The 18728-nt window shown below is 46.9% G+C and carries 14 protein-coding genes, 1 pseudogene and 1 riboswitch; all 15 genes and pseudogenes read right to left on the minus strand.

Features of this window, described 5'->3' with window-relative positions:
• Nucleotides 1-4: 4 nt before the first annotated feature.
• Nucleotides 5-1546 carry a fibronectin type III domain-containing protein gene (locus QVP35_RS05005; protein WP_022260857.1) on the minus strand — a complete coding sequence of 514 codons (1542 nt, stop codon included), beginning with the start codon at nt 1544-1546 and terminating at the stop codon, nt 5-7.
• A 70-nt stretch (nt 1547-1616) separates the two neighbouring features.
• A pseudogene (hslO, locus tag QVP35_RS05010) lies at nt 1617-2526 on the minus strand (Hsp33 family molecular chaperone HslO).
• Nucleotides 2523-3287 carry a class I SAM-dependent DNA methyltransferase gene (locus QVP35_RS05015; RefSeq protein WP_009288755.1) on the minus strand — a complete coding sequence of 255 codons (765 nt, stop codon included), beginning with the start codon at nt 3285-3287 and terminating at the stop codon, nt 2523-2525. Before QVP35_RS05015 ends, hslO begins: the two are co-directional and overlap by 4 nt.
• A 13-nt stretch (nt 3288-3300) precedes the next feature.
• On the minus strand, nt 3301-4863 hold the full coding sequence (gene cls, locus QVP35_RS05020) for a cardiolipin synthase (RefSeq protein WP_009288756.1): 1563 nt from the start codon (nt 4861-4863) through the stop codon (nt 3301-3303).
• Nucleotides 4864-4977: 114 nt separating this feature from the next.
• Nucleotides 4978-5751, minus strand: coding sequence for an HAD hydrolase family protein (locus QVP35_RS05025; RefSeq protein ID WP_006568860.1), 774 nt, complete (start codon nt 5749-5751; stop codon nt 4978-4980).
• 48 nt (nt 5752-5799) lie between these two features.
• Nucleotides 5800-6378, minus strand: a complete 579-nt coding sequence (locus QVP35_RS05030) for a thiamine phosphate synthase (RefSeq protein ID WP_006568859.1) — start codon at nt 6376-6378, stop codon at nt 5800-5802.
• A gap of 14 nt (nt 6379-6392) precedes the next feature.
• A complete protein-coding gene (gene thiH / locus QVP35_RS05035; protein ID WP_009288757.1) occupies nt 6393-7490 on the minus strand; it encodes a 2-iminoacetate synthase ThiH in 1098 nt (365 codons plus the stop codon).
• A 4-nt stretch (nt 7491-7494) separates the two neighbouring features.
• Nucleotides 7495-8262: a thiazole synthase gene (locus QVP35_RS05040; protein ID WP_006568857.1), complete on the minus strand. Its 768-nt coding sequence runs from the start codon at nt 8260-8262 to the stop codon at nt 7495-7497.
• A gap of 2 nt (nt 8263-8264) precedes the next feature.
• Nucleotides 8265-8897 (minus strand): sulfur carrier protein ThiS adenylyltransferase ThiF, encoded by a 633-nt coding sequence (gene thiF, locus QVP35_RS05045; RefSeq protein WP_022260859.1) that lies wholly within the window; start codon nt 8895-8897, stop codon nt 8265-8267.
• A gap of 1 nt (nt 8898) precedes the next feature.
• Nucleotides 8899-9096 (minus strand): sulfur carrier protein ThiS, encoded by a 198-nt coding sequence (thiS, locus tag QVP35_RS05050; RefSeq protein ID WP_009288759.1) that lies wholly within the window; start codon nt 9094-9096, stop codon nt 8899-8901.
• 636 nt (nt 9097-9732) lie between these two features.
• Entirely contained in the window at nt 9733-11010 is a 1278-nt protein-coding gene (locus tag QVP35_RS05055) for an amidohydrolase family protein (RefSeq protein WP_009288760.1), read from the minus strand.
• Nucleotides 11011-11063: 53 nt separating this feature from the next.
• Nucleotides 11064-11162, minus strand: a riboswitch (purine riboswitch).
• 57 nt (nt 11163-11219) lie between these two features.
• Complete coding sequence (locus QVP35_RS05060; RefSeq protein WP_009288761.1) at nt 11220-11426, minus strand: small, acid-soluble spore protein, alpha/beta type; 207 nt, start codon at nt 11424-11426, stop codon at nt 11220-11222.
• 64 nt (nt 11427-11490) lie between these two features.
• The gene (locus QVP35_RS05065; RefSeq protein WP_009288762.1) at nt 11491-11661 is read right to left on the minus strand and encodes a hypothetical protein; all 171 of its coding nucleotides are present in this window, start codon (nt 11659-11661) and stop codon (nt 11491-11493) included.
• 121 nt (nt 11662-11782) lie between these two features.
• Nucleotides 11783-15343: a helicase-exonuclease AddAB subunit AddA gene (gene addA / locus QVP35_RS05070; RefSeq protein ID WP_009288763.1), complete on the minus strand. Its 3561-nt coding sequence runs from the start codon at nt 15341-15343 to the stop codon at nt 11783-11785.
• Complete coding sequence (locus QVP35_RS05075) at nt 15330-18683, minus strand: PD-(D/E)XK nuclease family protein (protein ID WP_009288764.1); 3354 nt, start codon at nt 18681-18683, stop codon at nt 15330-15332. The genes addA and QVP35_RS05075 overlap by 14 nt, the downstream gene beginning before the upstream one ends.
• Nucleotides 18684-18728: the final 45 nt, after the last annotated feature.

Here is an 18728-nt window from a genome sequence, read left to right on the forward strand (position 1 = left end):
GTTTTTATTTTATCTTTACTTTCTTTGCCTTGGAATAGCTTCCAAAATATTTTTTGCCGTTGATCGTCTTATAAGCTCTCACCTTTACGTAGTAAGTCTTTTTTCTCTTCAGTTTCTTGCTTTTATAAGACACTTTTTTGCCGCTGGTATACTGTTTGACTCTCTTGTACTTTCCTTTTTTCCCGGTTCTTATGTAAATTCTGTATCCGCTGGCCCCGGAAATCTTTTTATATTTAATCTTCAGCCGCCGTCCGCTTCTTTTTACCGTAACTCTCGGTTTCGCCGGCCTTGTCCCGGATTTTAACGACGCAGAGTATGATCCGTAGTATCTGTCACCGAACACATCGCTGTACGCCCGCACTTTATAATAATAAGTCTTACCGGATTTCAGTTTCTTATTTGTGTATGAGGCTGTTTTTGAAGAAAGCTGTTTTAAGTACTTATAACCGGAGTTTTTCTTTGTGGAACGGTAAATCCTGTATCCGGACACGCCGTTTAATTTGTTCCATGAAACTTTGATGGAGGATGTCTTGCTGGAAGACATCTTTGTCTTGATTGTTCCCAAAGGTTTCAGGGATACATTATAAGACAGAGGTATCGTTGAGATCTGTCCCCCTTCGATACAGCCGCCGTGAGAGTCAAGAGTCACTCCCGGCACCGGGTTTCCATTGGCATCGTACGCATCATTATATACGATCAGAAGTTCTGACAGCATGAATGCGATGCGCTTATTTTTAATATCAAAGCTGCCTGTCGTGGCAGCATCCGCAAAGTCCCTTTTTAAATTACTTTTCGCTGTTAAATTCAGAGTGTTGGTTCCTCCGACTTTATTGCCCGAACTTGAACCGTAATATTCATATTTGCCGTTAGAAAACGTGAAATAGCCGTTCGGATCAAGAGTAAATTTGAGTACAGGGGCTGTTCCTGCATTTTTGTATGTCACCCTTAATGTTTTTTTGCTCTGGCAGTAATCAATGGTCCCTATGCTCTTTACTGTTCCGAATCCAAAAAAATAAGCATACTCTCCGCTCCACTGGGATACTGAAATGTCGTGTTCATCCCGGTATCCGGCTGTATCATAGGAAAACGGAATTCTTTTGACGACATCGTTGCCTTCTTTTATCAAAATTGCAGTCCTGTTAAGACAAGGTTCTGTCTTCTTATCTGCAAAATTTATTTTAAGACTCACTGTGCTTTGTGCCCTCAGTTGTTTTGAAGAGAGCACAAGATCTATATCGTTTGTGCAGCTGTCCTCCTCCAATACTGCTCTGAGATCTGTATAATTCTGATTCCCTGAATTTTCAAGAACCATCACTTTATCTGACGGCATCACAATGGTCTGGTCCAGATTTCTTCCCTTTGAAGAAAGTGCATAGCATTCTTCCTCATTGGGAGCTTCCCCTGCTTTATACTTTTCACCGCTATAACTTTTTACAGTAATTTTTTCATCCAGATTTGGATAGGTCTCTGCCGCCTTTACCTCGCTGATCTGCGGTATGATGAAACACGCTGTCAGCAGTACTGTGATCAGTCTTTTAATCTTCATCTTTCACCCTCCTTTCCTCATATAATATCATTTTCCGGCAAAAAAAGCCACGGTCTCCCATGGCTTTTCTTTATCTTCCCGCTTCGGTTTTTTCTGCCATCTGTTTCAGCTCATCCACACTAAATGTGTAATGTGTATTGCAGAAATGACAGTTTACTTCTATATCTTTACCGTCTTTGATCATATCATTAATCTCATCTTTTCCCACGCTGATAACCGCTTTTTCCACCCGCTCCTTGGAACAGTTACAGGAAAACTTTGTCGGCACAGTCTCATAAAACTTGACTCCGAACTCACCCAGCAGTTCATTCATCATGTCTTCCGGAGTTTTCCCCTCCTCCAGATGCGATGTGACAGACTCAAATTCTGCAATCTTTTTCTCTAGAGCAGAGATCACTTCCTCAGACGCATACGGCATCATCTGAATAATAAAGCCCCCGGCATGCCGGACGGTGTTATCCTTATTCATTAAAACGCCAAGCGCCACAGAAGTCGGTATCTGCTCACTCGCGGCAAAGTAGTAGGTCAGGTCCTCTGCGATCTCCCCTGATACAAGATGGGTCTGTCCAGAATACGGTTCTTTCATGCCGATATCTTTTATAACCGTCAGCACCCCTAAGTCCAGGGCTTTTCCTACATCGAGCTTTCCTTCTTTGCTCGGCGGCAGCATCACATCCGGATGTACCGCATATCCCTTTACATTTGCTTTTGAATCAGCAGTCACCGTAAGACCTCCGATAGGACCGCTGCACTTGATTTGAAGTGTGATCAGATCCTGTTCATTCTTGCACATGCTCCCCATCATAGCCCCGGCGGTCAGAAGGCGGCCCAGGGCAGCCGTGGCCACCGGGCTTGTATTATGCCTCTGTCTGGCCTCCTCCACAACATCTTTCGTATAGGCAGCGAAAAAACGCACCTGATCGAGCGAAAAACCGCACCTGATCGTCTGCCGCCGTACCTCTTACAATATAATCTTTCATTTGTCCACCTCATGATTTATCGTTGAAATAAAATACAGCCGTTCACTCTCTGTCTCCGGCTCTTTTAAAGTATCTGCATCCACGACTTCCCGGATCTCAAACCCGGCCAGGCGCAGTGCCTCCTTTATCTCTTCTGTCTCATATGCCCTCTGAAAATGCACTTCCTCAAACTTCTGATAAAGCCCCGACTCCATCCGGATAAACAGTGTCAGGTCATATTCATTGATGCCGTCTTCCTGATCATAGAAATTCTGCCAGATAAAACTGCACTCCTCCCGGTCTTCCGCGAATGTATTTTCAGCAAGCAGTGTTTCATATTTATAAAGCGTATTCATGTCAAACAAAAAGACCCCGTCTTCTTTAAGGTTCTCCCGCACACGCACAAATACCTGTATCAGATCTTCCGGCTCTAATATATAATTGAGGCTGTCACAGGTCGATATGACTGCATCCGCAGGATGCAGAAGAGCCAGTTCCCTCATATCCTGACAGATATAGAAAATTTCAGAATTCCCGGAACCGGCAGCAATCTCAAGCATTTCCGGAGAAATGTCCATCCCGGTCATCCGGTACCCAAAACCATCCAGCAGATTCGTCATCCTGCCGGTGCCGCAGCCCAGGTCCAGGACATCTGCTCCGTCCTTAACTTTGTATTTTCTCAGATACTGCCTGATATTTTCTCCCCACAGTCTGTAAGGGGTCTGATCCATAAATTCATCATAAACCTGCGCAAAACTCTGATAACTTGCAAACTCATCCATTTTTTCCCACTCCTTACAGAAGCGGTGCCAGGACACGGAGCACACTCTGCATCAGCCGCTTCACCATATTGCCCTGACAGTGTTCTTTTGTGATCAGCTCACACTGCTTAAACGTCTTCAGCATATCGATCTTGACTTCCGTCACCGCCAGGCAGTGATACATAAAGACTCCATTTTCAAAATGCAGGTAAAGACTCCGGTAATCCATATTAATAGTTCCTACGGTAGCAATGACGTCATCGCTGACAAAACATTTTGCATGAATGAATCCGGGCGTATACTGATACACTTTTACCCCTGCTTCCACCAGCTGTGCATAGTATGACTGTGTCAGCAAAAAGACAGTCGGTTTATCCGGAATTCCCGGTGTGACAATCCGCACATCGACTCCTCTTTTGGACGCCAGACAGAGCGCTGTCATCATTTCATTATCAATGATCAGATACGGCGTATAGATATATACGTAATCTGTGGCCGCATTGATAATATTGAGATACACATTCTCCCCGACTGTCTCTGTATCCAGGGGATTATCCGCGTAAGGCTGGATAAAGCCGTCGTCGACAAACCGTCCCTCATGGTGGCCGTGGGGCACAAACATGCCGTAGCCCTCATCGGTCTTCCGGATCGCATTCCAGACCTGGAGAAACATCACAGTAAAGTTCCACACCGCATCTCCGATGACCTTGAGTCCCGCATCTTTCCAATAACCGAAGCGTTCCTTCCGGTTGATATACTCATCTGCCAGATTAAGCCCTCCGGTATATGCCGTATGTCCGTCTATGACCACTACTTTGCGGTGGTCCCTGTTGTTCCATGCAGTGGACACCAGAGGAATGATCGGATTAAATGCCACACAGGAAATGCCGCAGCGTTCCAGTTCTTTATAATACTTGTATGGGAGCAGATCAACACATCCCACATCATCGTACATAAATCGGACTTCCACACCGTCGTCCACCCGTTCTTTGAGGATCTCTAAGATCGTATTCCACATATATCCTTCTTCTACAATGAAGAATTCCATGAAAATATAATACTTTGCTTTTTTCAGGTCTTCGATCATCTCTTCAAACATGGCCTCGCCGGACGGGTAATACTTCGCCGAGGAATTCTGATAGATCGGATACCCTCCGGACGTATCGATATATTTTGCCTGTGCCGCCGCCTGGGGACTCCTCTGTCTTAAGTTGTTCATGACACTCTCGCTCTGGGACAGCAGAAAATCTGTCTCACCCAGAGACCGTTCCAGCTCCAGCCTCAGCTTCTTTGCCGGTTTTTTATTGCCCAGAGTAAGGTATAGAAGACCGCCGAAAATCGGGAAGATCAGAATCGGAATGGTCCACGCCAGCTTATAGGCCGGGTTCTCTTCTTTATTCACGATATATATCACCACTGCAACACTGACCAGCTGAAGTCCCCATTCAATGAACTTAGAATGTTCTCCGATCACCTGGGCCAGCCAGATCAGCCATGCTATCTGGAGCACAATAACGACGCCTACAATCACAAGGCGTCTCAGCAGGACCTTCAGTATCTTCGATATGCCCTTTTTCATTACTTTTAAAATTCTCATAACTCCTCCTGCTGTTCAATAGATCCTTAAAAAATGAAAAGAAGACCAGAAAATTCTGGTCTTACTATTCTATAATGATTTAAGGAATCGTGTCAAGAAGGCTTCTTATCCTTTTTAAATCCAGCCAAAGTGCTCACATGCCTTTTTAATCCCGTCATTTACATTGGTGTCCGTCACATAGTCTGCCTTATCTTTCAGATCCTGGCAGCCGTTCCCCATAGCGATGGAAAACCACTCAGGGCTGAACATATCCAGATCGTTATAATCATCTCCGAACACGACTACATCTTCAAGAGGTCCGTTTAAGTGTTCCATCATTTTTATGATGCCCTCTCTTTTATTGTCCGGCTGGAACATCAGGTATTCCGGCTCAAACCGCAGATGTCCGATGAGATCTTTTGTTGTCAGACGTTCTTCCTCTTCTTTCGGAATTGCTACGTATATTTTATAGAAATCTTCGACCTTATGTATATCCAGAGTATCATCGATAATATAGCGGGTGGGCTCTTTTCTCTTGCCCACCTGTCTTAAAAACAGATCATCGGTCATATAGACATCCTTCGTATCGTCTACAGCGATGCACCATCCGTATCCGAGTTTCTCTGTCTCCTCAATGATTTTAATGCATCCTTCTCTGTCCAGAGGAATATTCTCCACAAACTCATTGTCAATGACAAATCCGTTTCCTCCATTGCAGACCATATTCTTAAAACCGTTGGCCTTTATAAACAGATCCGCTTTATAATGTGCCCTTCCTGTTGCGATTGCCACAAAATGTCCGTTTTCCTCCAGCTTTTCCAGTGCCTCCAGTGCGCTTGGAACTACCTGGTTGGTAGAGCGGTCGGTCAGTGTTCCGTCGATGTCAAAAAAGCAGTATTTCTTTTTCATAAGTACCCTCCATCTTGATATATTTCTATTTCAAGTATGCCCCAGCACTCATGGCTTGTCAATAATTTTAGGAGACTTCATGAAACCTGACATCATACACCCTCCGGCGGCTCCTGTATCTAAAACATCCCCTATATTATACGGAGTGATCCCGCCGATGGCATAGACCGGAATAGACACGGATTGTACCGTTTCTCTCAAAAACTCAAGCCCCCTTGGCGGAACACCCTTTTTGCAGTCCGTCTGAAATATATGTCCGGCAATTACAAACTCTGCGCCCATCCGTTCTGCCTCCACTGCCTCTCCCGGGGCATGAATGGAAGTACTTACATGAATATGCTGATCAATCTTACCTGCATTCTCCCGAAATACAGGGTACGGCAGATGGATCCTGTCTGCTCCCAGGCCGCGGGCCGCATGAAAGTACTTGTGGAGAGTCAGCGAAGCCCCTGTTTTCCTGCATATTTCCATACACCGGGCTGCCAGTTCCCCGTACTCTTCTTCCGAAAGATCTTTTTCCCGCAGGATGATCGTCTTTAACCCCTGTCCCGCGAGAGTCTGCACCGTCTTTAAAAACTCACCGCCGCATTGTTTCCGGTCTGTGACGGCGATCCACTCCTGATTCATGTCAGCCTCCGTTTCTAGACTCTCACATAGTCTGTATAGATACCCTGCATGCCTCTTCGGTCAAGCATATTTACGACTTCATCCACACTTCTCGGATCTGAGATCACAAACTGGGCGTCTCCCTTTTCCTCTTCTTCGTGGCCTCCGACCCCTGTGCTGACCCCGGCAGAAATTTTCGTCGCTGCCATGCCGACCACATGGTCGCGGAATCCGGCCCGTTCTCTCGTAGAAATCGTAATCCCCGCAAACGGCATGAAGATGCGGTGTGCCAGCATCACTTGCAAAAGCTGCCTCTCATGGACGTCTTTTGCATCGTTGGTTTCATTGTTCTTATATGGTCTGAGCCGGGGCACAGAGAAGGAGACTTCCGCCCGGGGATATTTTTTCTGGAGAAGGGACGCATGGATTCCGGAGGCGAATGCATCTTTTCTAAAATCATCAAGCCCCAGCAGGGCTCCGCATCCCACTCCCCTCATACCGCCTTTTAACGCTCTTTCCTGGGCATTCAGGCGATAAGAAAATACTTTTTTCGGACCGCTTAAGTGAACCTCACCATAGGTCTTCGTATTATATGTCTCCTGATAGACGCTGACAAAATCTGCACCTTTTTCGTGGATATATGCGTATTCATCCACGTCCATCGGATAGACTTCAATACCAATGGTGGAAAAATATTTCTTTGCCAGCTCTACGGCTTCTCCGATATACTCTACTCCTGACGCCTTTTTAGATTCCCCTGTGAGAATCAGAATTTCTTTCAGCCCTGTCTTTGCGATAGCCTTGTATTCCCGCTCAATCTCCTCCATCGTAAGCTTCGCCCGGTGGATTTTATTCGTGCAGTTAAATCCGCAGTATACGCAGTGATTGACACAATAATTCGCGATATAAAGGGGCGTGAAAAGACAGACAGTATTCCCGAAATGCTTCATTGTCTCCTTTTTTGCTCTCCTGGCCATAGGCTCCAGAAACTCCATGGCAGCCGGAGAGAGCAGTGCCTTGTAGTCCTCAGCACTCACTGTATCCTTTGAAAGGGCTGTGAGCACATCGTCTTTTGTGTAAAGATTGTAATCATATCCATCATACGCCTTTAATACTTCTTCTAATATCTCCATCGGCCTAGTCCTCCAAAAATCCTGTCAGCGGAGATGATGCATCTCCTCCCTGATAAAGAACACGTCCCAGCCCCGCAAGGTATGCCTTTCTTCCGGCATCCACTGCCATTTTAAAAGCCTTTGCCATGGATACGACATCTTTTGCTGTTGCCACCGCCGTGTTTGCCAGGACCGCATCGGCTCCCATCTCCATTGCCGCACAGGCCTCGGACGGCTTCCCGATTCCAGCATCCACGATGACCGGAAGATCGATATCGTCAATCAGCATCTGGATAAATTCCTTCGTCAGGAGTCCTTTGTTGCTTCCGATCGGTGCTGCCAGAGGCATGACCGCGGCGGCTCCTGCATTTTCCAGGTCTCTTGCCGTATTCAAGTCAGGAGTTACATACGGAAGAACCGTGAACCCCTCGTCTGCAAGAATCTCCGTGGCTTTGATAGTCTCTGCGTTGTCAGGCATCAGATACTTGGTGTCCCGTATCACTTCGATCTTGATAAAATCACCGCAGCCAACTTCTCTTGCAAGCCTTGCAATGCGCACAGCCTCCCGGGCATTTCTTGCCCCGGAGGTATTTGGAAGCAGTGTCACCGTATCCGGTATGTACTCTAAAATATTGCTGGAACCTGCCTCCTTTGCCCTCCTGAGCGCCATGGTAACGATCTGGGCATCAGCCGCATTTACAGCCTCGGCTGTCTTTTCCAGACTGAACTTTCCGGTTCCAAGCAGAAACCTTGATGTAAATTCCTTTGTTCCGATTTTTAATGTGTCACTCATCTTTATACCTCTTCTTCTCCTAAAATCAGCCGTACTGCCATATTCGCCACATGTCCCGCACAGATGGATACTCTGGCCGCGGTCAGGGATTCTTCGTCGGATATCCCGTGTGTCCCGTCTCCGCACACATAAAGCCGTTTCATTTTCTTTGCCGTTTTTATCTGATTCGAGCTGTAAGCCCCGGCCATCCCGCTGCCGGAAATAACGGTATTGCCAGGCAGCTGAGACAATATACTGTTGACCAGGTCTGCTTTCGCCTCCGGCGAGTCAAATGCTTCGCAGATAATCGGATATGTCCGAAACAGCTCTGCCGCATTTTCCTGTGTAACCCTTCCGTCAAAGAATTCAAGTTCAATCCACGGGTTAACCTGGCGGATCAGTTCACTCATGGCTTCCGTCTTTTTCATTCCGATCTGGGAAATGGTGTATGCCTGCCGGTTTAGATTGGATGGATCTACCCGGTCAAAATCTGCCAGAAACAGCTTACTGATCCCCGTTCTTGCAAGCATCAGGGCTATATTGGAGCCAAGACCCCCAAGACCCGCAACGGCCACGGTTCCTTCCCTGAGCCTTTCCCTCACTTCCGGCGTCTGACGTCCGGCCAGTTCCTGTTCAAATCGTTCTCTCGTCAGCATCTCATCCACCGCCTACGAAACTGACAATCTCCAGTGTATCCGCCTCTGTCAGCATAATTGTCTCATACTCGGCCTTTGGCGCGATCTCTCCGTTTCTTTCCACCGCAATGTGCTCAAGCCTGTAACCCTCTTTCAGAAGATATTGCTTCAGAGTGGTCCTGCCGGCTTCAAGGCATCTTTCTTTTCCATTGACACGCATCATAACTCTCCTTTCGTTTCCCGGAGCTACAAACGAAAAAAAGATGAAGCGTAAGCTCCATCTCTGTGTTCTATCGATTGAAAACTCCCTACGCTAGTGCTAACTAACAGGTTCCATGAATCTTCGGGTTATACCCTCTTCTCAGCCGATAACATCGGTTCTCCAGTTTTACTTGTTTATGAAATTATATGACAGACATTCCTTCTCTGTCTTACGAAAAACTATTATAATCCTGAAACGTAAAAAATTCAAGTATCTTTTTGGTTATTCGCGGTCCCCTCTATGTCGTTTGCGCTTTTTTAACCCACGCCGGGACTCAATATGCTATAAGTAATACATCAGAACATTTGCTTTTGTTTCAACCTACATGGCAGAAGTTAAATAGATAAAAACGCTTTTTCATTAGATCCAGAATGAATATAGTATCATAAATTCGTTAATGATTGTCCCCCAATGGTTAATAAATATTGCTATAAAAATCTGCGAAATCCTTAGTTCAAAAATAATTTAGTATATCTGATAGATAAAGTTGAATCTCCTCCATCTTTATTGGAAAAGCAAATGTAATGATAATTGAGTCATCCTCCAGGGACTTCCTCTTAATCGGTCCCTGGAGGATGACTTTTTTCTGTCGGATCATAAGCGCTCAAATATCTTCCTTCCGCCCACATATTTCGCTGTGATCTCTTCTGTTCCGCTTAAATACATGGCTCTTTCCATCCGCTGGTCCATCTGAAGATTGAGTGCTGTTCCCAGAGAAGCATCATTTAAGACGACAGCGTCAAACTCATATCCCTCCTCGAAACTTCCAACCTGCCCGAAAAAGCTTCCGCCTCCCTTGGTCCCAAGATAAAACGCTTCCGGGGCAGACAGCGGTTTTTTCTCTTTATCCAGATATCTCCAGTACATTTTTGATACCTGTACTGCATCTGTCATCACCCGCAGCATCGAAAGGCTGGCACCCCCGGCCATATCGGTCCCAAGACCCACATGAAGCCCTTCCTCCATCATAGTTCTCACCGGAGCGATCCCTGAGGAAAGATTCAGATTGGATTGGGGACAATGGGCCGCATAGACACCTCTTACTTTCATCAGTGCCCTCTCCTTTTTTCCGGAGTACACACAGTGAGCCATAACCGTCTTTCCTGTGCCGCCGAAAAGCCCGAAACGGTCATAGGCATCTCCATAGTTTTCAGACCATGGAGCCAGTTCTTTCACCCACTCCACCTCTTCCGGGTTTTCTGACAGATGAGACTGCACATACAGGCCGGTCTCTCTCTGGAATTCCCCAAGCTGCTCCATCAGTTCATCGGAGCAGGAAGGCAGGAACCGCGGCGTCAGGATCGGCCTCATCATCGTCCTGTCTTTCACAGTCTCATACCACTTTCTGGTCTCCTCGGCGGATGTCCGGGCATCCTCTTCCCTGTAATCATCGGGACAGTTCCGGTCCATGCATACCTTTCCCGCAAACCCGCAGATCCCTGCTTTCTCAAGCAGATCCATCAGCAAAACCGCAGCCTCCCTGTGAATCGTCGCAAACACATTGACTCTGGATGTTGCACTCCTTCTCAGATCTTCTGTAAATATCTCATAGGCTTTTTTGGCATATTCAAGGTCACCGTATTTTGATTCTTCCGGAAATGTATAAGTTTCCAGCCAGGGAAGCAGTTCCATGTCCATTCCGATCCCCCGGAAGGAATATTGGGGCGCATGGATGTGAAGATCACACAGTCCCGGAAAAATAAGCTTTCCGCTGTAATCCTCCACTCTGATCCCCGAAAATCGTTCAGGTAGTTCTCTCCATATTCCCTTCACCTTTCCGTCCCCGCAGACCAGATAAGAGTCTTCGTGGCACCGGAACTTACCAGGTTCAGGCGTATAAATAATATCTCCTTTTAAGGCAAAATTTTTCATCGGTCTATCCTCCTGATCTGATGAACGCAAAAAAAGTTATTCCCCATTTAGAATATAAAAAGGGAATAACTTATAGTCCGGCTTTCGGAAGCCTGGTAGAAACTCCCGGGCCGTTATCCCGGGAATATATAAGTCTTTTGTATCTTTCTCACAGAGTCATCTTATCAAAGTAGTTTCCAGCTGTCAATCTCCGTGTTCAGGACAACGGTTTAATCTTCTGCTTCCTGTGTTTTCTGTCTCTTTCTCTTGGTCATCAGGCCGCCGATCCTTCCGGTCTCGCTGGCAGAAAGAGCTTTCCAGCCCTCCTCCTTTACTTTGTCAGCCAGTCCAAGTTCCACAGCGATCTCGTACTTTAACCGCTCATCTTCTGTCATCTCTTCAAATGACTTTTCTATAAAATCTTTTTCTTTGGACATCATGTACTCCTTTCTCTTATCCCCCGGCTTTTGCCGGTCCTATATAGGATAACCAAAGAAAGGCCTAGTCATTCATCTGTTCTATGACAATATGTCCTGTTTCATTCTCACTTACTTTAATCTTATCTTTCACTTTTGAGATGTTTGATGTGCCTGCCAGCAGAGTTGCGGCCAGGGCAAATGTTAAACTCTTCTTCATCAATTCTTCTACTGAAAGCGTTGCTTTCTCTGACATGGTCATCACTCCTTTGCTTCATGTCTGATTCGTTCTTTGCTTTCCATGTTTTTATGATAGCAGAAAAATGTGATTTCCCTATGCCCAGTTTCTTAAAATTATCTGACGGGATGTTAAATAATTATAAACTGATGGCTTTCCTGAGAGGAATGGAGTAAATGTAACATTCTTTTACCTTTTTTTGCTCCATCTGTTCCAGCGCTTTTTTGTAGTACTGAAGCTGTGCCCTGTATCTTTCTGCAAGAATCTCCTCTTCCCCGGGACCTATTCGGTCTGTCTTATAATCCACCAGGACAAGTTCCCCTTCTTCTTTAAAATACAGGTCGATGATCCCCTGGACCACCACATAATCACGGCTTTTCGCCTCCGGTTCCATCTCACTGAACTTTACTCCCATGACAAACTGAGCTTCCTTGTACTGTTCTTTTCGTCCTGCAGCTTTCTTGATCCGCAGTCCCAGATCGGAGTTAAGAAAAGCCAGGATATCTTCCCGGGGAATCAGTTTTTCCATCCCTTCCTCAATCTTTCCTTCACTGCTCCACCGACTGATTTGTTCTTCCAAAAGTTCCGGTGTATAGTCCAGAGAAAAATCCATAAGTTCCAGTACTTTGTGCACTGCGGTACCTCTGGAGGCCGGAGAAGCTTCTTTTTTCTCCTTCAAAAACTTTGGATACAGCCGCTCTTTCTGCGGTTCCGGCTTGTATGACTCCTCAGGTTCTGCCGCCTGAGACATTCTTTTGATCTCAGAAACAGAATACTTCAGCCTGCCGTCCCTTTCTTTGTCATACGGATACCGGTACGCAAAGGCCTCCCGCATGCCCTGCGCCTCTTCTGATCCTGCCATGGATTCCAGCTCATCCGTTAATAACCCCCTGTCTCTGTAAGATGTGAAAACTTCTTCTGCGCTTGAAAGCGCCACATCCTCCTCTGAGAGAAAATGGATTTCAAAAGGACTCTCCTCCATATTTCCGGCAGCCATGAGAAGCCACTCCAGATAAGACCTGGCGCTCAGCAGATCCACATAGGAGACCGGCCCTTTGCCGCCGGGCTGATGGCGGCTTCCCTGTACTCCCGTCATGATAAGTTTTTCTTTTGCCCTTGTGAGTGCCACATACAAAACGCGCAGTTCTTCTCCAAGCGAATCCTTCACCAGCTGTCTTGAAATCATGCCTTTCATGATGGTCGGCTCTTTCGTTCTCTGCCTGATGTTCACAAGATCCGGTCCTATAAAATAATCCGGATGAAACAAAAGGCTGCCGCCCGTGTCCCGTAAATTAAATTTCTTGTGTGTTTTGGCAAGGAATACAATCGGATATTCCAGTCCCTTGCTCTTATGGATACTCGTGATCGTAACCAGGTTTTCATTTCCGCCCAGTGTATTGGCCTCACCGAAATCCATTTGATATTCTCTGCACTGTTCCATATAGCGGATAAAATGAAATACCCCTTTGTAGCGGCTGGCCTCATAGGCCTTCGCCTGCTCTGCCAGCATCAGAAGATTTCCCTGGCGTTTGGCGCCCTGAGGCATAGCCCCGACATAGTGATAATACCCCGTAAGGTCAAATGCCAGCCAGAGCAGCTCGCGGAGGGACAGGAAGGTTTTCGCCTCCCTGAGCCTTTTCAGCACCGAAAGTGCAGTGTCCGCCTTCTCATCTTTCCCTGCTGCCTCGGTGAGGCAGTCATACATGTACTTTTTCTTTCCGCCAAGTTTCAGTTTCGCCAAATCCTCCCCCGTCATGCCGATCATGGGAGACCGGAGAAACGCTGCCATCTCGATGTCCGCATACAGATTATCCACCACAGTCAGAAGGCTCAGCACAGTGCGCACTTCCACCGTATCAAAGTACCCGCTCTGGCTGCTTGATATGGCCGGGATGCCGGCGTCCATTAACACCACCTGAATCTTCTCTGCATTTCCTTTCACAGACCTCAGGAGAATAACAATATCTCTGTATTCAGCCTTCCGGTAAACTTCACTGCCTTCCTCATCATAATCCAGCACCATCTGAGGTTCAGGCCCGTCCACCATCTTTTTGATCCGGTCTGCGATCATCCTGGCCTCCAGCACATCTTTGTCCTCCTCAGATGCATCGTTCCAATCTCTGCTGACCAACAGAAGTTCCGCATTACCGCCTGCACCACCCGACTCCTCATAAGGAAAACTTGGCACCAGAGCCACATCCTCTGTATATTCGATATTCCCAAGGGATGCGTGCATGATCTGATAAAAAATATCGTTGACCGTAAAAAGCACTTCCCTGCGGCTCCTGAAATTATTTCTCAGTTCAATGAGTTTTGAGTTTTTCCCATCCTTTTTAAATCCGTGATATTTCTCTATGAACAGCTCCGGTCTCGCGAGGCGGAAGCTGTAAATGCTCTGTTTGACATCCCCCACCATAAAAATATTGTGTTCACCAAGGCTTTGTCCGGACACACTCCTTAAAATCGCATCCTGGAGAAAGTTGCTGTCCTGATACTCGTCAATATAGATCTCATGGAAATATTCTGCTTTTTCTTTCGCGATCCCGCTGACGATTGGAGTCCCGTCCTCCGAAAAGCCCGAGGTTAAAAGTTCCAGTGCCAGATGTTCCAGGTCACTGAAATCTAAAAGGTTGTCCAGCTTTTTGCGCTCCATGAAGCGGTGATAAAACTTTTCTGTCAGTCCGATAAAGCCTTCCATAGGCTGCCGTACCCTGCGGATCTGCCGGATGATCTCACTTTCCGGCTTATAAAAATAGCTGCTTCTGATAGAATCGATCAGGTCATAAGCCTTTTTTCTCAAATCCTTGCAGTACTCCTGAAGGTCTTTGTCAATGATATCGTCCTTTTTCTTTCTTCCGTTCAGGCGCGGTTTTGTAAAGGATAAAAACAGCTCTCCGAAATCCTTATATGACTCTGCACTCCGGATCTCTTCCATGGTTTCCAGATCTGCCGTGAGAGTCGGAAGGTAAAAATACGGTCCCCCGGTCTCGGATGCCGCTTCTTTTGCCTTCTTCATTATGGCACAGGCGGATTCCGCCACCGCCTTCGCATCTTTCAGGATTTCCTTCATCCAGACTGCCCGGTGAAGTTCTTCCTTCGTACGGATCTGAAAGCCCTGTCTTGCCTGTGAAAGCCAGAGAAGCGGATCGATATGACTTCTGGAACTCTCATAGAGCCCCAGGACATAGTCTCTGATCCGGTCATCGTTTTTCCCCGGAATATAGCTTTCGATAAATTCCACGAAAGCATCGCTCTGTTCGGCGTAGGCCTCCTCCAGCACATCATCCAGCACTTCCAGCTTCATAAGGTCCATCTGTCCCTGGTCTCCAATCGCAAAATTTGGGTCCAGATCGAGCTTGTAGTAGTAATCTCTGATGAGATTGAGACAAAAGCTGTGGATCGTCGTAATCTGAGCCTTGTGAATCAGAGAGAGCTGACGGATCAGATGTTCATTTTCCGGGTCTTCCTCCACCTTCTTTTCTATGGCTCTGCGGATCCTCTCCTTCATTTCATTGGCCGCAGCGTGGGTATAGGTCACCACCAGCAGACGGTCCACATCCACCGGTTCCTCTTTTGACGATATCTTTTCGATGATCCGTTCCACAAGCACAGCCGTCTTTCCAGAGCCTGCCGCGGCAGACACCAAAAGGCTGCAGCCTCTCTCCTCTATGACCTGCTGCTGTTCTTTAGTCCAAGGCATCGTCTGCCCCCTTTCCCTCTGCTAATAACTCCTTTGCCTCAGCAAGGCCGATCTTCTCAAGTTTTCTGGATTTCATCAGTTTTGGCTCATACGCACAAATACTTTTGAATGCACAGTAATCGCACGGCATTGACTGATATTCATACGGACTTATAGAAATATCTCCGTCCATCATAGCCTCTCCGAGCTGCTTCATTTTTTCTTCCACCTTCCGGCCCAGATTCTTAAATTCATTCGTGGAGAGCAGCGCAGATCCTTTTTTGTATCCCGTTTTTGTCCTTGTGACCGGAAGGGTTACGATTCCGTACTCATCCTCCTGCTCCAGATGCTCCACGAGTCCGAAATCCTCATTCACAACTCCCCTGAGCTGAAGATTTTTGAGAACTTCTATCTCAGGCTCCCTGTCTGTTTTCGGCGCTATGACCGGATCGTCCACGTGAAAATAAAACATGCCTGCCGGGACCATCCGCTTTTCGGGGTACTTTTTCCCTTCCAGTTCTAAAATGGCATTCATATAAACGACCAGCTGTACCTGCAGACCATTTAAAATTTTTGTAAAGTCAAACTGCATATTTCCGGATTTATAATCGATGATCTTTAAATATAGATTCTCCTCATCCTCATAGCAGTCCACCCGGTCGATCACCCCGGTAAACTTCATCTTGGTGCCGTCCTTCAGGGAAAGGTTTGCACAGGAGAGACCGTCGTCCGCAGAAAATCCCAGTTCATATTCATACGGAGTGAATTCTCCTCTTTTTATCTGCTGCTCCACAGCCCAGACGGCCCGTTTTGCCATCCTCCTGATCCGCTCCTTTGTATATTGATTCCGGCTGCTGCTCTCAAAAATCTCCTTTTTATCAGGATCTTCATCCAAGGCACGCTCTACCATGGAATCCACAAACCGATCCCGTTCCCTGTCATCTTCCCAGTCCCAGCTTCCTTCCTGCCCGACAAACTGCAGAGTCCGGTGAAATACCTGTCCCATATCCATAGGCAGGATCTCATGTACCAGCCGTTCCCGAAGCCGCAGTCCGTACTGAAGAAAATGGGCAAAGGCGCAGCCTGAGAACTTTTCTACGCGGGTCACGCTGTTTTCCAGTTCCTTACCGTAGAGAAGTGTTGTCAGATGCCTGTCCAGGTTCTTTTCCTCATTGCTGTAGAAATATGCATCCAGATACGGTGAAACCAGCTTTCGTTCATTTAAGACTTCATATAATGCGGCCATCTCCTGATCCGGCTTTTCCTCGCCGAATTCCTGAAGTTTTTCAACAAACCGTTCTCTTGCCTCGCTGACGGAATAAACTGGTGTCTCTTGCAAATCGAGGTCTTTTTTCAGCCCGGGAAACAGCTTTTCAATTCTTCCAATCAGATATGAAGGAGCTTTGCTTTCCCCGGAGGAATCCATAGAAGCATAAGTCAGATACAGCTTTTCATCCGGCTTTGACATGGCCAGATACAAATAGTACTGCTCCATGTACGCCTGGTTTGCCGCCCCGGGTGCAAGGGAAATTCCGGCTTTTAAAAGTTCTTCTCTCTGAGAGTCCGTCACGAGGCCTCCGCCTTTCGACGGCTTCGGCACTACTCCCTCATTGATGCCGGCAAAAAACAGAACCTTAACCCCTTCCACTCTCGTCCTCTCGATATCTCCGACGATCACCTGATCAAGCCCCGGCGGAATCACGCCCACCGTCATCTCTGAGAGCCCGGTCTCCAGGACCGCGCAAAATTCATCAAAAGAAAGCTCTTCTTCTCCGAGAATCTCCGCCATCTGGTCCATGATGTTTAAAACTTCCCCATAGATCTGATCATAGGTTTTGGCCATAGCCAGATCCCCGGCCGCTTCAAATTCCTCTTTTTTCCTCTCCATCTGTCCCTGGATATCCAGAGTGAGAAAGAACCCGTGAAGGTGCGTAAGTCTCTCTAAAACAGTGATTCCCCGCTTCCTGATCCCTTCCTTGAACGGACCGGTCTCTTTCATAAATGTTTCCCTGGATTGGTTGATCTGTTTCATCTCTTCCTTTGTAAACGCCCGGCTTTTAAAAGGCCTGTTCCACCGGGCATATCCCCGGATGCCGGAAGCGATCACAAAATTTTCAAGGAGATCTGTCTCCTCTGGTTCAAGGGCAGAAAATCCTGATTTTAAATACCGGAATACCATCTCATAAGAAAAATCCATCTGGATCATTTTCAGCGCAGAAAGAATCGTCTCCACGCATGGATTATTCCTGAGTGCCCTGTTCCCGTCAATAAAGCAGGGAATGCCGGAATCCTCAAAACATTTTTCAAGTTCCGGCTGATACGTTTCCATGTCACCGGTCAGCACGACCAGATCTTTGTACCGGTATCCTTCCTTCCTGACCAGATGTTCAATACAGCCCAGTATGTACCGGCTCTCCTCCTTTGGATTCTTAAGACAGCAGACTCTGATGTCCTTTGTCTTACCCCTGTACACATGAAAAGGATACCGAAACAGGTTCTGCTCCAGATGGCGCAGTTCTTTTGATCCCGCAGCATTCGGGTGCAGAATCACATCCGGCAGTATGGGGACTCCCTGTCTTACCGCCATCTCTTTTAATTGAGAAATCTCTTTTTTGGGCATGGCAAACAGCTCATAATCCCTGTACGGCCCTCCGGCACGTTTCTCATCGATGGTAAACGCCGCCACAATTTTTTTTGCATACGGCAGCAGTTTCTTGAGTACTTTATTTTGTATGGGTGTAAATCCGGTAAACCCGTCAATATAGATCGTGGCACCTTTGAGTTTTTCGGATTCCGTGATCTTTTGAGCCAGTACGTCCAGCAGCTGTTCCGATACCAGATAGCGGTCTTTCATATAGTCCTCAAACTTCTCCAGGACCAGGACGATGTCTTTCATCTTCAGCGTCAGGCTGTCCGTGTTCTCAAAAGATTTCACGGCCTCCTTAAGCTTTTCCAGAGACACATCATACTGGTAGGTTTCCGCAAAGAAAGACTTCATCTCATCGATAAAGCCCTGCTTTTCCATGCCTGAACCGAACACGAGAAGATCCTTTCGGCACTCCCCCATGACCTTTCTTATGACCATGGATTTTCCCTCGTCATTGAGCAGTTCTTTGGGAATATAGGAAAGCTCCTCAAACACTCTGTAAGAAAGGCGGTAGAATCCAACCACGTCGATGTTCATAGTCGCGTGATTCGGATGCCTGGTGATCAGCTCCCTCTGCGCATTCAGCGTCGACTGGTCCGGGACGAGAAAAAAGAAGTTTTCATCCCGATTCTCCATAGACTCTTTTATCATCTGCTGATATATATAATCCGTTTTTCCTGTGCGGCCTGCGCCCAGGACACACTGTAATGCCATCGGCTTCCTCCTGTCATGTTATTTTCATTTTCGGCTTCTATTATA

Origin of the sequence: Anaerostipes sp. CAG:276, from assembly GCF_000432215.1 — a bacterium.
Classification (GTDB): domain Bacteria; phylum Bacillota; class Clostridia; order Lachnospirales; family Lachnospiraceae; genus Anaerostipes; species Anaerostipes caccae.

Excerpts from the sequence above, each read along its gene's own strand:
- QVP35_RS05060 (WP_009288761.1), bottom strand. The coding sequence starts at position 11,426 with ATGTCCAAAGAAAAAGATTTTATAGAAAAGTCATTTGAAGAGATGACA.
- QVP35_RS05055 (WP_009288760.1), bottom strand. The coding sequence starts at position 11,010 with ATGAAAAATTTTGCCTTAAAAGGAGATATTATTTATACGCCTGAACCT.
- addA (WP_009288763.1), bottom strand. The coding sequence starts at position 15,343 with ATGCCTTGGACTAAAGAACAGCAGCAGGTCATAGAGGAGAGAGGCTGC.
- QVP35_RS05025 (WP_006568860.1), bottom strand. The coding sequence starts at position 5,751 with ATGAAAAAGAAATACTGCTTTTTTGACATCGACGGAACACTGACCGAC.
- QVP35_RS05015 (WP_009288755.1), bottom strand. The coding sequence starts at position 3,287 with ATGGATGAGTTTGCAAGTTATCAGAGTTTTGCGCAGGTTTATGATGAA.
- thiF (WP_022260859.1), bottom strand. The coding sequence starts at position 8,897 with ATGCTGACGAGAGAACGATTTGAACAGGAACTGGCCGGACGTCAGACG.
- thiH (WP_009288757.1), bottom strand. The coding sequence starts at position 7,490 with ATGGAGATATTAGAAGAAGTATTAAAGGCGTATGATGGATATGATTAC.
- cls (WP_009288756.1), bottom strand. The coding sequence starts at position 4,863 with ATGAGAATTTTAAAAGTAATGAAAAAGGGCATATCGAAGATACTGAAG.
- QVP35_RS05065 (WP_009288762.1), bottom strand. The coding sequence starts at position 11,661 with ATGTCAGAGAAAGCAACGCTTTCAGTAGAAGAATTGATGAAGAAGAGT.
- QVP35_RS05030 (WP_006568859.1), bottom strand. The coding sequence starts at position 6,378 with ATGAATCAGGAGTGGATCGCCGTCACAGACCGGAAACAATGCGGCGGT.
- QVP35_RS05075 (WP_009288764.1), bottom strand. The coding sequence starts at position 18,683 with ATGGCATTACAGTGTGTCCTGGGCGCAGGCCGCACAGGAAAAACGGAT.
- QVP35_RS05005 (WP_022260857.1), bottom strand. The coding sequence starts at position 1,546 with ATGAAGATTAAAAGACTGATCACAGTACTGCTGACAGCGTGTTTCATC.
- QVP35_RS05040 (WP_006568857.1), bottom strand. The coding sequence starts at position 8,262 with ATGAGTGACACATTAAAAATCGGAACAAAGGAATTTACATCAAGGTTT.
- thiS (WP_009288759.1), bottom strand. The coding sequence starts at position 9,096 with ATGCGTGTCAATGGAAAAGAAAGATGCCTTGAAGCCGGCAGGACCACT.